This window comes from Streptomyces sp. 8N114 (assembly GCF_052245835.1).
Taxonomy (GTDB): domain Bacteria; phylum Actinomycetota; class Actinomycetes; order Streptomycetales; family Streptomycetaceae; genus Streptomyces.
The window spans coordinates 707,183-721,394 of sequence record NZ_JBQQBT010000001.1; the positions used below are offsets into that span (position 1 = coordinate 707,183).

The 14,212-nt window shown below is 70.3% G+C and carries 13 protein-coding genes and 1 pseudogene; 4 read left to right on the forward strand and 10 right to left on the reverse strand.

The window, feature by feature from the left end:
- Window positions 1-66 precede the first annotated feature (66 nt).
- The 3 genes from fomD to ACTWQF_RS03175 all read left to right on the forward strand — a co-directional run bounded on the left by fomD (window position 67) and on the right by ACTWQF_RS03175 (window position 3,726).
- Window positions 67-762 carry a cytidylyl-2-hydroxypropylphosphonate hydrolase gene (gene fomD, locus ACTWQF_RS03165; protein WP_443276817.1) on the forward strand — a complete coding sequence of 232 codons (696 nt, stop codon included), beginning with the start codon at window positions 67-69 and terminating at the stop codon, window positions 760-762.
- Window positions 763-866: 104 nt separating this feature from the next.
- Entirely contained in the window at window positions 867-1,577 is a 711-nt protein-coding gene (locus ACTWQF_RS03170; protein ID WP_443276819.1) for a class I SAM-dependent methyltransferase, read from the forward strand.
- 49 nt (window positions 1,578-1,626) lie between these two features.
- The gene (locus ACTWQF_RS03175; RefSeq protein ID WP_443276821.1) at window positions 1,627-3,726 is read left to right on the forward strand and encodes a SpoIIE family protein phosphatase; all 2,100 of its coding nucleotides are present in this window, start codon (window positions 1,627-1,629) and stop codon (window positions 3,724-3,726) included.
- Window positions 3,727-3,790: 64 nt separating this feature from the next.
- On the opposite strand, the gene ACTWQF_RS03180 is transcribed toward ACTWQF_RS03175, so the two are convergent.
- From ACTWQF_RS03180 to ACTWQF_RS03190, 3 genes are all read right to left on the reverse strand, one after another.
- Window positions 3,791-4,324 (reverse strand): alkyl hydroperoxide reductase, encoded by a 534-nt coding sequence (locus ACTWQF_RS03180; RefSeq protein WP_443276823.1) that lies wholly within the window; start codon window positions 4,322-4,324, stop codon window positions 3,791-3,793.
- A gap of 5 nt (window positions 4,325-4,329) precedes the next feature.
- A complete protein-coding gene (locus ACTWQF_RS03185) occupies window positions 4,330-4,884 on the reverse strand; it encodes a peroxiredoxin (protein WP_443243969.1) in 555 nt (184 codons plus the stop codon).
- Window positions 4,885-5,095: 211 nt separating this feature from the next.
- A complete protein-coding gene (locus tag ACTWQF_RS03190) occupies window positions 5,096-5,404 on the reverse strand; it encodes a hypothetical protein (protein WP_443243970.1) in 309 nt (102 codons plus the stop codon).
- A 285-nt stretch (window positions 5,405-5,689) separates the two neighbouring features.
- Between ACTWQF_RS03190 and ACTWQF_RS03195 the strand changes: the two are divergent.
- Window positions 5,690-6,663 (forward strand): annotated as a pseudogene (locus tag ACTWQF_RS03195) (LysR substrate-binding domain-containing protein).
- Window positions 6,664-6,770: 107 nt separating this feature from the next.
- On the opposite strand, the gene ACTWQF_RS03200 reads toward ACTWQF_RS03195, so the two are convergent.
- From ACTWQF_RS03200 to ACTWQF_RS03230, 7 genes are all read right to left on the reverse strand, one after another.
- Window positions 6,771-7,004 carry a hypothetical protein gene (locus ACTWQF_RS03200; RefSeq protein WP_443276825.1) on the reverse strand — a complete coding sequence of 78 codons (234 nt, stop codon included), beginning with the start codon at window positions 7,002-7,004 and terminating at the stop codon, window positions 6,771-6,773.
- Complete coding sequence (locus ACTWQF_RS03205; RefSeq protein ID WP_443276827.1) at window positions 7,001-7,936, reverse strand: SPFH domain-containing protein; 936 nt, start codon at window positions 7,934-7,936, stop codon at window positions 7,001-7,003. Before ACTWQF_RS03205 ends, ACTWQF_RS03200 begins: the two co-directional genes overlap by 4 nt.
- A gap of 118 nt (window positions 7,937-8,054) precedes the next feature.
- On the reverse strand, window positions 8,055-10,394 hold the full coding sequence (locus tag ACTWQF_RS03210) for an FtsX-like permease family protein (RefSeq protein ID WP_443276829.1): 2,340 nt from the start codon (window positions 10,392-10,394) through the stop codon (window positions 8,055-8,057).
- Window positions 10,391-11,140, reverse strand: coding sequence for an ABC transporter ATP-binding protein (locus ACTWQF_RS03215; protein WP_443276831.1), 750 nt, complete (start codon window positions 11,138-11,140; stop codon window positions 10,391-10,393). The genes ACTWQF_RS03210 and ACTWQF_RS03215 overlap by 4 nt, the downstream gene beginning before the upstream one ends.
- Window positions 11,137-11,661 (reverse strand): PadR family transcriptional regulator, encoded by a 525-nt coding sequence (locus ACTWQF_RS03220; RefSeq protein ID WP_443276833.1) that lies wholly within the window; start codon window positions 11,659-11,661, stop codon window positions 11,137-11,139. Before ACTWQF_RS03220 ends, ACTWQF_RS03215 begins: the two co-directional genes overlap by 4 nt.
- A 230-nt stretch (window positions 11,662-11,891) precedes the next feature.
- On the reverse strand, window positions 11,892-12,368 hold the full coding sequence (locus tag ACTWQF_RS03225; protein WP_443276835.1) for a hypothetical protein: 477 nt from the start codon (window positions 12,366-12,368) through the stop codon (window positions 11,892-11,894).
- A gap of 64 nt (window positions 12,369-12,432) precedes the next feature.
- On the reverse strand, window positions 12,433-14,208 hold the full coding sequence (locus ACTWQF_RS03230) for an alpha/beta hydrolase (RefSeq protein WP_443276837.1): 1,776 nt from the start codon (window positions 14,206-14,208) through the stop codon (window positions 12,433-12,435).
- Window positions 14,209-14,212 lie beyond the last annotated feature (4 nt).

The window sequence follows — 14,212 nt, forward strand, 5'->3', positions numbered from 1 at the left end:
CCGTTGTGCGCACCGCTGCGGCGCAGCTCACGGCGGGCCGGCGGGTCGGCCACCTAAGATCCCGTCATGACAGCGGAACGACAAGCGGCGCCCCAGCAGCGCTGGCCCACAGGCGCCCAGATCCTGTGGCGCTACCGCGCCAACGGTGCCGAGCACCCCCACATCTGCCGTCCCGTCACCGTCGTACGCGATACGGAGGAGCTGCTGGCGGTCTGGATGGCGCCCGGCACGCTGTGCATCAGGCCCGAACTCGCCGACGGCACGCCCGTGCACCACGAACCACTGGCCACCCGCTACACCAAGCCGCGCAGGGCCGCCTTCTCCCGCTGGTCCGGTATGGGCGTGCTGAAGCTGGCACGGCCGCAGGAGCCGTGGTCGGTCTGGCTGTTCTGGGAGAACGGCTGGCGGTTCAAGAATTTCTACGTGAATCTGGAGGAGCCCCGGCTTCGCTGGCCGGGCGGGGTGGACTCCGAGGACCACTTCCTGGACCTCGCGGTGAGCCCGGACGGCCGCTGGGAGTGGCTGGACGAGGACGAGTTCGTCGCGGCCCAGCGCGCCGGACTGCTGGGGGAGGCGCAGGCCGGGCGGATCCGCGAGGCGGGGCAGCGGGCCGTCGAGGCGGTGCGGTCCTGGGGCTCTCCGTTCGCGGACGGCTGGGAGCGGTGGCGGCCCGATCCGGCGTGGCCGGTGCCCGAGCTGCCGGAGGACTGGGACAGACCGCCGTTCAACGCGTGTCTGCACCGACCTCCCGATGCCCCTTGATACGCCCCCATACTGCAAACGTAGGATCAACATCCGTAATCGTACGCTGCACAACTCCCCTCACCCCCCGGGGACTTGACCGGCAGCCAGGAAGGAGCCCAGCCGTGAGCAGCTCTGCGGGTTTTGGGGCTAGCGGGAGATCCGGGGCAGGTTCCGGGGCATATGGCGGATTTGACCGTACGAACATCGACAGATCGGGCCAGTCCGAGGCATTCGACGCCATCGGGGACCGTTACGACGAGGCGTTCCCCCACAAAGAGGGCCAGATCGCCGGCACGGCCTGGCTGGCGGAACAACTGCCGCCCGGCTCCCGGGTGCTGGACGTGGGCTGCGGCACCGGGCTGCCGACGGCCCGCCAGCTCACCGACGCCGGGCACAAGGTCGTCGGCATCGACCTGTCGCCCTCGATGCTGAAGCTGTGCCGCGACAACGTCCCGGAGAGCGAGTGCCGCAAACTGGACGTGGCCGACCTGGAGTCGTCGGGCCTGGGCCCGTTCGACGGGGTCGTCGCCTTCTTCTCGCTGCTGATGCTGCCCAGGCCGGAGATCCCGTTCGCACTGCGGGCCCTGTACGGGCAGCTGCGCGGCGAAGGACCACTCGTTCTGGGGATGGTGGAGGCGGACGTGAACGATTTCTCCATCCCGTTCCTGGGCAACACGATCCGGGTATCCGGCTATCTGCGGGACGAATTGCGCGGGGTGGTCCAGGACGCGGGATTCGATGTCGTAGGAGAGGACGTACGCGCGTACGCTCCTGCGAGCACGGACGTACCTCCCGAGATTCAGCTCTTCTTGCAGTGCCGACGACGCCCATAGACCGCGAGCACCCAGCGCAGGGCGTGCGCCGACGCGCAGCCCCGGATGGATGGAAACCGAACGCGTGACGGAGCACGAGAAACCTGCGGCGAGCAGCACCACCGAACCGACGCACCCCACACCGTCGGCCAACGCCCGCCCCGGCGGTACCGAGGGACAGCCGGCCGCGCGCGGCCGCGACGGCACCCCACCGCGGCCGAGACCGCATCCCCCGCAGCCCGGCGAGCCCGCCTCAGTCGCCGAGCCGGCCGGGTCGCCCGCCGCCCAACCGGCCACCGTCGGCGACGCCGGCAGCGAGCTGTCCGAGCGCGAGCGCCGCGGCGGAGACCGGCTGCGGTTCGTCGGCGCGGCGACACGGCGCATCGCCCGCGGTGTCGACCTGGACGAGACGGTGCTGGGTCTGTGCCGCGCCAGTGTGCCCGCCTACTCGGACGCGATCCTCGTCTATCTGCGCGACCCGCTGCCGGTCGGCGACGAGCGGCCCACCGGCCCCTTCGTCCTGCGGCTGCGGCGCAGCGACCGGATCCCCGAGGACCCGCTGGCCGCACAGGCGTTGCAGGCCGCACAGGCACAGGCGGCGGTGTCCGGCGCCCGGACGGCGGACGGCACCGGGCATCCGGCGGAGACCGTCGGGTTCCCGGGACACGTGGCCGCGGAGGCTGCCGGCCTCTCCCTGGGAATGGCCGCCGGCATGGCGGCCGGCTCGGCGGGCACGGCCGCGGCCCAGCTCGCCGAGGTGCGCCCGGGCGGCCCGCTGGCCGAGGTGCTGCGCGGGGTGCGGCCGGTCTTCGCGGACTCCCCCGCGGCCAGCGCCGCGCTGCCCGAACTCCTCGGCCCGGAACGGGAGGTGCCTGCCGGGCACCGCGCCATCCTCGCGCCGCTGCGCGGACGGCGCCGGGTGATCGGCGCCGCGGTCTTCCTGCGCCGCCCGGACCGGCCCGCCTTCGAGCCGGACGACCTGCTCATCGCGGCGCAGCTGGCCACCCATACGGCGCTCGGCGTGGACAAGGCGGTGCTCTACGGCCGCGAGGCGTACATCGCCGACGATCTCCAGCGCACCATGCTGCCCGACGAACTCCCGCAGCCCACCGGCGTAACACTCGCCAGCCGTTATCTGCCGGCCGCCGAGACGGCACGGGTGGGCGGCGACTGGTACGACGCCATCCCGCTGCCCGGCTCACGGGTGGCGCTGGTCGTCGGCGACGTGATGGGCCACTCGATGACCTCCGCCGCGATCATGGGTCAGCTGCGGACGACGGCACAGACGCTGGCGGGGCTCGACCTGCCGCCCCAGGAGGTGCTGCACCACCTGGACGAGCAGGCACAGCGCCTCGGCAGCGACCGCATGGCCACCTGCCTGTACGCCGTCTACGACCCGGTGGCGCACCGCATCGTCGTCGCCAACGCGGGCCATCCGCCACCGGTCATGCTGCACCGCAGCGGGCGGGCCGAGGTGCTGCGGATACCGGCCGGTGCGCCGATCGGGGTGGGCGGCGTCGACTTCGAGGCCGTCGAACTGGACGCACCCGCGGGCGCCACACTGCTGCTGTACACCGACGGGCTGGTCGAGTCGCGGCAGCGTGACGTATGGACCGGCATCGAGCACCTACGCGAGAAGCTGGCCGCCACCGCGCGGCTCACCCGGCCCGGCGCCTCGGCCCCGCTGGAGCCGCTGTGCGACGAGGTGCTGGACATTCTCGGACCCGGCGACCGGGACGACGACATCGCCTTGCTGGCCGCCCGGTTCGACGGGATCGCGCCCAGCGATGTGGCGTACTGGTTCCTGGACCCGCGCGCCCAGACCGCGCGGCAAGCCCGTCGGCTGGCCCGAAGAGCGTTGACCCGCTGGGGTCTGGACGAGCTGTCCGACGCGGTCGAACTCCTGGTGAGCGAGATCGTCACCAACGCCGTGCGGTACGCCGAACGCCCCATCACCTTGCGGCTGCTGCGCACCGACATGCTGCGCTGCGAGGTGGGCGACGACGTGCCGCAGCTGCCCCGGTTGCGGCAAGCCCGCGCCACCGACGAGGGTGGGCGCGGGCTGTATCTGGTCAACCGCCTGGCCCGGCGGTGGGGAGCCACCCGGCTCTCCACCGGCAAGGTCGTCTGGTTCGAACTCCCGGTCCCGGAGCCCGAACCAGAAATGTGACCGCGCCGCGCCGCGCAGGGCAGCTCGGCGCAGGCGCGGCGCGCGGCGGAGCCGCGTGTGACGGTCAGACGGTGAGCTGCTGCTCGGCGTCGAGGGTGGTGGCGACCGCCTGGACGACGGCGGCAATCTTGAACGCTTCCTGAATCGTCTCGCGGTCGACACCCGCCTTGCGCAGCACCTGCTCATGGGAGTCCAGGCACTGCCCGCAGCCGTTGATCGCGGAGACGGCGAGCGACCACAGCTCGAAGTCCGTCTTCTCGACACCGGGGTTGCCGATGACGTTCATCCGCAGCCCGGCACGCAGCGTGCCGTACTCCGGGTCCGACAGCAGGTGCCGGGTGCGGTAGAAGACGTTGTTCATCGCCATGACGGCGGCAGCCGACTTCGCGGCGGTGTACGCCTGGTCGCTCAGGTTCGCCCTGGCCTCGGGCTCCAGCGCGCGCAGCACGATCCCGGAGCGGGACGCGATCGCGCATGCCAGAACCGTGCCCCAGAGCTGCTGCTTGGGCAGGTCCGAATTGCCTATGACGGAGCCGAGGTTCAGCTTGAGGTCCTTCGCGTAGTCCGGAAGGGCCGACTTCAGGTCATCGAGAGCCATGCTGCTCACTCACCAGCCAGCAGCTTGACCGGGTCGAGGGTCTCCTCGCCCTGGGTCCAGTTGCAGGGGCACAGCTCGTCGGTCTGCAGCGCGTCGAGGACCCGCAGGACCTCCTTGGGGTTACGGCCGACGGAGCCGGCGGTCACCATCGTGAACTGGATCTCGTTGTTCTGGTCCACGATGAAGACGGCACGCTGCGCGAAGCCGTCCTCGCCCTCGATGCCGAGCGCGCGCATCAGCTCGTGCTTGGAGTCGGCCATCATCGGGAAGGGCAGATCGGTCAGGTCCGGGTGGTCCTTGCGCCAGGCGTGGTGCACGAACTCCGAGTCACCGGAGAAACCGAGGATCTGCGCGTCGCGGTCGGCGAACTCCTCGTTCAGCTTGCCGAATGCGGAGATCTCCGTCGGACAGACGAAGGTGAAGTCCTTGGGCCAAGCAAAGACGACCTTCCACTTGCCCTCGTAGGTCTTGTGGTTGATCGCCTCGAACTCCTTGCCCTTCTCCAGAGAGACGCAGGCGGTCAGCTCGAACTCAGGGAACTTGTCACCGACGGTGAGCACGTACACACTCCTTGCATTTGCGGCCAGGATGCCCGTATTGCATGCATTCCTGGAGGTTGGTCACCACCACCTAACCACATGCGACATTGATCGCGGAAATAGCCCCCAGCGAGTCGTTTGATCGGTCGAAGTTATCAGCCGACGACCCGAGAGCCGGACAGGCGCGGGGCCCGGACCGACGAACGGTCCGGGCCACCTGCGGGGTCAGCTCTTACTTCTCTCCCTGGTCCTGCTCGTCACCCTCGACTTCAGGGGTGACCGTGGTCTTGCCGAACCTGCCGAGCAGCTTCGTGACGATGTCACCTGCCTCGACGGACTTGTCCAGCTGCGACGTCCGCACGCCGATGGAGTCCTCTACGTTGGTGTAGCCGAGGTCCCCAGGACCGCTTTCGCGGAAGTTCTGGTAGTTGATGGACGCTCCGAGGTTGACGCCGCTGTCAGCCAGGACAGCCGGCGCGGAGAGACCACCGAGAGCGACAGTGAGACCAACCACGACCGCGGCGCGTGCGCATGTCTTCATTGTTGACTCCTCCTCGTACATGTCGAGTTCGTCCGGTTCTGTACGACAATGGCACTTATTAACACTTGAGAGATTCTTTACGCGTTATATGACGGGGATTCACCTATCAGGCGGCAGTGGTAGTTGACGCCCAACCCAGCCCGCTGACGCCTGATTCCTCACCTGACCTGCGAAGAGCCACCGCCGGGCCGGACGACTCCGCGCCACACACGCGCCGCCACCGCCTCGCGGAGCTTGATCGTGTCAATAGCTACAGTTGGTGGGGTTGATTGGAGTGAGTTATCAGTGACCGCCACCACTGTCCCCGCACAGCCGACGCGGGCAGCGCGTACCCGCCGGCCCAGCCTGTCGCAGCTGCGCGCCTTCGCCGCCGTCGCCGAGCATCTGCACTTCCGGGAGGCCGCCGCGGCGCTCGGCATGAGCCAGCCCGCGCTGTCCGGCGCGGTCGCGGCTCTGGAGGAGACGCTGGGGGTGCAGCTGCTGGAGAGAACCACCCGAAAGGTGCTCCTCTCCCCCGCCGGTGAACGTATGGCCGCCCGCACAAGGGCCGTACTGCACGCCGTGGGCGAGCTGATGGAGGAGGCGGAGGCGGCGCAGGCGCCGTTCACCGGGGTGCTGCGGCTGGGGGTGATCCCTACGGTGGCGCCGTATCTGCTGCCCACCGTGCTCGGTCTCGTCCACCGGCGCTACCCGGAGCTGGATCTCCAGGTGCACGAGGAACAGACCGCCTCGCTGCTGGAGGGGCTGGGGCAGGGGCGGCTGGATCTGCTGCTGTGCGCGGTACCCCTCGGCGCTTCCTGGGTGCGTGAGGTGCCGCTGTTTGACGAGGACTTCGTGCTGGTCACCCCGGATGGTCACCCGGCCGCCGGGCGCTCGGACCTGCCGCGCTCCATGCTGCGCGAACTGGATCTGCTGCTGCTGGACGAGGGCCACTGCCTGCGCGACCAGGCGCTCGACATCTGCCGCGAGGCAGGCCGTACCGAATCGGCCAGTGTGACGACCAGCGCCGCGGGCCTCTCGACGTTGGTGCAGCTGGTGGCCGGAGGCATGGGGTGACGCTGCTGCCGCGTACGGCGGTGCGGGTGGAGGCAGGGCGCAACGAGTCCCTGCGTACGGCACACTTCGCCGATCCCGCGCCGTCCCGGCGGATCGCGCTGGCGATGCGGGAGGGCGCCGCGCGCGAGGAGGAGTTCCGTGCCTTCGGCGACGCGCTGCGGGCCGCGATGCGGTCGCTGCCCGTACGGCCCGTACTGCCGTAGGAGCGGGCGATGTTGCCTCCCCCGAGGACTTCGTGCGGCCCGTCTTGCAGGTCGGTCACTCGGCACCGGGGCGGCTCGGGCCTTCGCGCCGGTGGGGCCGGCGGCCCTCAGTCCTCGCGGGGTGGGCGGCCTCTGCGCGGATGCGGGCGGGTCTCCCTGGGGAGGCGGCCCGCCTGCTTGAGGGCCTGCCGCAGCAGATAGTCGATCTGCGCGTTGGTGGATCGCAGTTCGTCGGCCGCCCAGCGGGCGAGCGCGTCGTGCATGGCAGGGTCGAGCCGCAGCAGCACCTGCTTGCGCTGCTGCGGCTTGTCCTTGCCCCTGCCCTCGCCGTCGGCCGTCACTGGTAGAGCGACCCCGTGTTCAGCACGGGCTGCGGTGAGCGGTCGCCGCAGAGCACCACCAGCAGATTGCTGACCATGCTGGCCCTGCGCTCCTCGTCCAGCTCCACGAAGTCCTGCGCGGTGATCCGGGCCAGCGCGTCCTCGACCATGCCGCAGGCGCCCTCCACGATCTGCTTGCGGGCCGCGACGACGGCGCCCGCCTGCTGCCGCTGGAGCATGGCGGAGGCGATCTCGGGCGCGTAGGCGAGGTGGGTGAAGCGGGACTCGACCACCGACACCCCGGCGGCGCGCACCCGGGCCGTCAGCTCAGCGGCCAGCTTCTCCGTGATCTCCTCGGCGTTGCCGCGCAGCGAGAGGCTCGACTCGTCGTGTGCGTCGTACGGGTACTCGATCGCGATGTGGCGGACCGCGGCCTCGGTCTGGGTGGAGACGAACTCCACATAGTCGTCGACCGAGAACGTGGCCTGGGCGGTGTCCTGCACCTGCCAGACGACGACCGCGGCGAGCTCGATCGGGTTGCCGTAGGCGTCGTTGACCTTGAGGACCGCCGTCTCGTGGTTGCGGACCCGGGTGGAGATCTTGGTGCGGCTGGTCAGCGGGTTGACCCAGCGCAGGCCGTCCGCACGGATGGTGCCGGTGTAGCGGCCGAAGAGCTGGACGACGCGGGCCTCCCCCGGCGCCACCATGTTCAGCCCCGCCATGCCGAAGACGGAGGCGATCACCAGCACGATGCCGAGGACGATCAGCACACCGCCGCCGGCTCCGCTGCCGTCCGAGGCGAGGCCGCCGCCCACGATCACGGCGCCGACACCGAGCAGGAAGCCGATCAGCCCCAGCAGCAGGGCGAGCCCGCCCGGAATGCTGTGCGCTGCGGTCTCCTTCACTTCCGGCGTGGGCATTTCAGGTGCGTCGGTCGGCTGGTCAAGGCTCATCGCGATCCCCCCGTTCGGTCGTACGGTCAGGCGGGCCCCCGCTCGCGGGGGGCCCGCCTCTATCAATGTGATAGCACTTTAACGCCCTGAGTGCGGGTCCCGCCAGCGGGTGGCGCAGTTATTCCGTACGCAGCCCCTCCGGCCGCATCAGACGCCACAGCGGCGGCAGGCTCAACAGCGTCACCACCGCGATCAGTCCGGCGCCCACTCCGGCCGTCGGCAGGAAGACCGTCCAGTCCTCGACGGGGCTGCCCAACAGCCGCAGCAGCGCCCAGCCCAGCCCCACTCCGAAGACGGAGGCCAGCGCAAGCCCCAACGACACGGGCACGGCCGACTGCCACAGCACCGAGGCCCCCAGCGTCGTCCGCGGCGTACCGAACGCCACCAGCACCGCCAACTGCCGCCTGCTCTCCCGTAGTTGCTCCAGCATGGAGATGAGCATGCCGACCCCGATCAGCAGCAGCACCGCAGCCGAGGCCGCGAAGATGGCGCGCCGCACACCGGCGGACTCCCCGGAGGGCTGCTTCGGGTCCGTACCCGAGACCGAGAGGGACGGATCGGCGTGGAACGCCGTGGTGCGTACATGTTCGAGCGCCGCGGGGTCGGCAGGGTCGAGCGCGGTCCAGCCCGAGTAGCCGGGACCCTCCAGCCGGGAAAGGGGGATGGACGAGGGAGTGGCCAGCACTCCGGCGACGGTCCGTCCACCGGCGAACTTCTTGCCCCGGACCACCTTGGCCGAGTCGGGGACGGTCCACGTATTGGCCTGGGACTCCCAATCCAGGTCGAGGTCGAGCGCGCCGCCGGGCTCGGGTGTCTTCTCGTACTCGTCGCTTCCGTTGCTCGGCACCAGGAACACCTGCCCCTCACGGCAGGAACGGAGCGAGGCCAACTCGCGCAGCACGGCGCAGCCGCCGACGACCACGGGGGTGCCCACCTCGCCCCCGGTCCCCTTGAGGTATGCGTCCGACTCCAGGTAGCCGGTCGACGACCGCACGCCCTTGGTCCGGTCGAGCTTCCGGGTGAGCGCCTGGGCCTGCTCAGGGGTGCGGACCTGTCCCGAGACGTGGGCCCGGGTCCGGTTCGGGTCGTGCCGGGGCGAAGTGGTCTCCTCGGCCGCAACCCCGGCGAAGAGCATCTGCAGGGCGATGGCTCCGGCCACCGCGATGGTGATCCCGCTCACCGAGCGCGTGACCGTACCGCTGCTGAGCTGGAGCCGCCGGACAGCGAGCTGCCAGGAGACGGAACCACCGCGCAGCCGCGCCACGGTCCGCTCCACGAGCCAGGGCAGCAGGAGCGTCACCCCGCTCAGCAGCAGAACCACGCCCGCGACCACTTGGACCTCGTTGACGTGGGGCTCCTCCCCCGAAACGGCACCGGCCATCGGGACGAGCAGCAGCAGACCCAGCGCAGGAGGGGCCACTCGCCACCACAGACGGCGGGGACGCGGCAGGGCCTGCCGTACGACGCCCAGCGGCTCGATGATCAGCCCCCGCATGCTCGCCAGGCAGAAGGCGACCGATGCGGCGGGCACCCCGAGCACGATCAGCGCACCGATGAGGGGGCTGGGTGTGACGTCTTCCGGGAAGACGGTCGACCGGTACACGGAGACCTCGCCCAGTACCTCCCGCCCCAGCCCGAACAGCCCCGCGCCCAGCGCCACTCCGAGCACCGCGCCCATCAGCGATTCCCCCGCGGCCATCCGGCGCGCCATCGCCGCGTCGGCCCCGATCAGCCGCAGCGCGGCCAGCCGCCGGTCCCGCTGCTCGCCTCCGAAACGGGTGGCCGTGGCCGCGAATACTGCGATCGGCATGATCAGCAACGCGCAGGCCACCACCACCAGGAGCAGCAGCACCGGCCCCAGCGACTCCTCCTCCGCGTCGGCGCCGAAGTGGGCGTAGCGCTGTGCACCGTCGGCGACGGAGAGCCCCTCCGAACCCTGATAGAAGGCGAGTTCGTCCGGGGCCACCAGCCCGTCGTCCCCGATGGTGCCGACGATGCGACCGTCGAGCCGCTTGCGCAGCTCCTTGCCCTCGGCCGAGTCCAGCAGCTTCTTCAGCTCCGGGGAGACCAGCAGCTCACCGGGCTCGGGGAGTTGCGCGACACCCGCCGGTCTGACCGGGCGGTCCCCCTCCGCCTGGAGCGTACGGCCATACACGTCCTTGCCGTGATAGCTCGTCTGGGCGCCCCCGAGCAGCACTGTTCGGTCGCTGGGCGGAGGGGAATCCTCGGCCATCACCGCGAGGCCGCCCTGTCCCCGGTTGGCCGCGCGGGCGTCGTGCCCGCCGATCATGCTCGGGATGGACGCCGCCAGCAGCAGCACGGCCACCCCGAGGCCGACGCCGATGGCGATCAGCAGCGTACGCGTCCAGCCCTCCCGGCCACCCGCGGCGGCGAGCCGGGCGCCCATCGCCAGGTCCCGGCACCAGGCGAGTACCCGGTCGGCGCGCCGCCCGGTCATCGGGCGCCCGCCGGTGCGCTCATGTCCCGTGCGCGGCCGTCGCGGACGACGATCTCGCGGTCCGAGTAGGCGGCCACCCGCGGCTCGTGGGTGACCAGCACCACCGCAGCGCGGGTGTCGCGTGCCGCTTCGGTCAGCAGCTCCATCACCCGCTCGCCGTTGAGGGAGTCGAGAGCGCCCGTCGGCTCGTCGGCGAAGATCACCCGGGGTGCGGCGGTCAGCGCGCGGGCCACGGCGACCCGCTGACCCTGTCCGCCGGAGATCTGACCGGGCCGGTGGTGCCCTATGTCGTCGACCTCCAGCCGCGCCAGCCACTCGGCGGCACGCCTCTCCGCCTGCTTGCGGCCCGCACCCGCCAGGCGCAGCGGCAGTGCCGCGTTCTCCAGACAGGTCAGCTCCGGCACCAACTGACCGAACTGGAAGACGAACCCGAAATCGCCGCGGCGCAGGGCGCTGCGTTCCGCGTCCGGGAGGGCGGACAGCTCCCCGCCCGCGTAGGTGACCCGCCCCTCGTCGGGCGGCACGATTCCGGCCAGGCAGTGCAACAGCGTGGACTTGCCGGAGCCGGAGGGGCCCATCACCGCGACGATTTCCCCGGCGCGGACCGAGAAGTCCGCCCCGTCGAGCGCGGTCGTCCCGCCGTAGGTCTTGCGCAGCCCGGCGGCGGTCAGCAGAGGGCCGTCCGGTTCGGGGCCGGTCTGCCCGGCGGCAGCGGGCGATGCGGCCGGAGAAGGGGCGGAGGTCATGCGCCCACCTCCGAGGCCAGCTTGTCGAGCCGGGCGGCAGCCGTCTCCAGCCACCGCAGATCCGCCTCCAGATGGAAGAGGGCGTGGTCGCAGATGAGCTGGTCCGCGAGGTCGCCGCCGGCCTTGCGGCGAGTCAGTTCGCGCATCAGCCGCAGGTGTTCCGAGCGCTGGACGTCCAGCAGCGCCGCACCGTCCCGCCCGGTCAGCAGGGCGAGCACCAGCTTGGTGTAGAGCGTGCTGTGCAGATAGGGCTCCGGCTTCTCCGGCGTGGTCAGCCAGGTCGCCACATCGGTGATTCCGGCATCGGTGATCGCGTACCGCTTACGCTCAGGCCCCTCCCCCGGCTCAATCCCTTCGACCTCGACGAGCCCGTTCTTCAGCAGCCGCGACATGGTCGAGTAGACCTGCCCGTAGTGCAGCGGCCTGTCCTGCCCGAACTTCTCGTCGAAGGTCCGTTTCAGGTCGTACCCGTGGCGGGGCCCGCTCTCCAGGAGACCGAGCAAGGTGTGACTGATCGACATACCGCGGAACAATACACGAGGTGTATACACCATGTGTATAGCTGGCCGAAGAAGGCTGCTGGGGCTTGTTCGGCGGGTCTTGGCGCGGCCCTTCCGCTGTTCCGGGTAGGGGCTGCCCCTGCCTGACGCTCGCAGGCTGCGGGTGTTCCCCCAAGCTCTTCGAGCAGGGAGGTACCCCCATGGCTTGTCGCGAGTTCCCCGCGCCCCTTCGGGGCGCGGCCGGACAAGTCCTAGTGCACCGTCTTGCCCTCCGGTACCTGGAAGCAGGCGGAGACGAGGGAGAACATGATTCCGGATTCCTCGCCCTTGGCGGGGGTGTGGCCCTCGGGGACCAGTTCCAGGGTGATACGTACGGTGAACTTCTTCTCGCGGGAGTCGGCCTGGAGGTAGGGAGTCTTGTAGGCGTCCGATTCCCTGCCCCGACCGGTGATCTTCCAACCGTTGCCGGGCAGAGCGTCCTTGAGCCGCTCCCACGCCTTGGTCAACGACTTGTCGGAGCGGCCGTAGATCGACCAGCTGTGACGGACCTTGTAATACCTGTCGGCATCCATGTCCCCGCACACGTCGAGGATCGGCCCCGGCGGGGTGACCTTTCCCTTGAGCCGCATCAGATCGTAGAGCTGGCTGGAGAGCTTGCCCGCGTCTTCCAGGGAACGGCGGGTCTCCCGGACTTCAGGCGTGTAGCCGAGGTCGTCGGAGTCTGACATCGAGCATCCCGTCATCAGAATCAGTGCCGTGGCCGCCGCCACCAGCACGCGTGCGCCGAGGATCTCAGTCCTCAAGGTCGACCCGCCCGCCGCGGCCCGTGACCACGTACGCCTGGTTCCTGAGCCCCTCCGAGCCCTCCCACCAGTAGCCACCGTGGTCGCCGTCGTGCGTCGTCATACGGTTCGCCCCGAAGTCCTTGTCGCTGGGAACGGCCGCGTCGCTGCCTCCACCGTGCGTGAAGCGGCCCAGTTCGGGAACGAGGTTGTCATTGCCCGCCTTCTCGTTCCACACATGGCCCTTGGGCGCGTCCAATTCGTCGGCGTGGCCCAGGCCCACGCCGGGGCTGCCGGCGAAGATGATGTCGTCGGCGCCCAGGTCACCGGTCTTGGAGGCGAAGCCGACGACGTTGCTGCCGTAGCTGTGCCCGATCACCGTGGTGTGGCTCGCGCCGGGCCCGCCCTGTGTGGTCTCCAGGCCGTCCAGGAAGCGGTTCAGGTCCGGGGCGCCGCGCTCCGCCGCGTCGTCCCTCGAGGCATTGATCATGCCGGACGGCGAGTCGTAGCCGAACCAGTTGATCGTGGACACCTTCGGGTTGCCCGGCTGGGCCGAGGTGGCCTGCCACAGGTTGTCCGAGGCGATCTGCGACTTGTTGATGCCGCCCAGCGTGGTGTTCATCCCCGGCACCATCACGGCGGTGTGGTCGGCCGTGTCCGGGTTGCCGTTGGCGATGATCGCGCGGCCGTTGTTGTCCGGGTCGAAGCCCAGCAGATAGGCGGGCGGGAGACCCTTCTGACCGGGGTTGTCCTTGTTGGGCCCGTAGTTGTCGAAGCCTGCGGTCCCGGTGTCGTCGAAGCGCGTCTGGATCCGTTTCATCCCGTTGAGCACGCTCTTCAGGTGCTCCTGGCGATCGTGCCACTTCTGCCACTTCGCCTTGTCGTCGGAGTCCGGGATCGAACCGGCCTTGCCTGCCGTGATGTAGCGGACCTTCGGCTCGGGCGGGTAGTTGTCCAGCTCCATCTGGTACTGGGCGCGCTTCTCGTTGAAGACCGCGCGGTTCGCCTCGTCGCGGGCCTCGGTCGGTATGCCGTCGAGCTTGCCCACACTGGCGGGGTACAGCGAGGTGTAGTCGGCCCGCTCCTGGTCGCTCAGCGACTTCCACCAGGCCGCGTTCTGCTGCGGGGTGCGGTCCTTGGGCACCGGGTCCAAGTAGTCGTCGGCGGCCTTGCCCACGGCCGAGCGGTCCTTGCGCGAGTCGGCCCAGTCGCCCGCGGTCACCTTCAGGGTGGCGGTGGTGATCAGCCGGCGGAGCGTCTGCGCGTACTCGTGATCGACCCGCCCCGCCTCCCGCAGAGCGTCCTCGATGCGCTCGGCGAAGCCGTACGCCTTACTCTGCTCGGGGCTGAGCAGCCCGGGGGTGAAGGGGACGGTGGTCTCCCCCGGCATCACTCTTCCGCCGCCGGGCAGCAGCGGGCCCTGGTCCTTGATGGTGTAGTGGACCGAGCCGTCGCCGCCGACCGACATCCCCGCCGCCTCGGCGTCCGCGACCGCCTCCGTCAGCTTCCGCTTGGCGGCGCGCAGTTCACCGGCGAGCCCGTTGAGCGCCGTACGCACCAGCCCGCACTGTACTTGGGCATAGTGGAAGCTCTCGGCGAGCTGCTTCAGCCGCGTGGAGGCCGCCGTCGCGCCCTGACCCTTCAGCCCCGCGCGCAGCTTGGGATTGACGGCGTCGTTGAGCCGATCCTTGGCCTCCTCCGCGCAGCTGCTCGCCTTGTGCCAGCCGTCTGCCGCCTGCTCGAACTGCTCCGGCTTGAGGTCCTTGAGCTGCTTGTAGGTCAGCATGGCC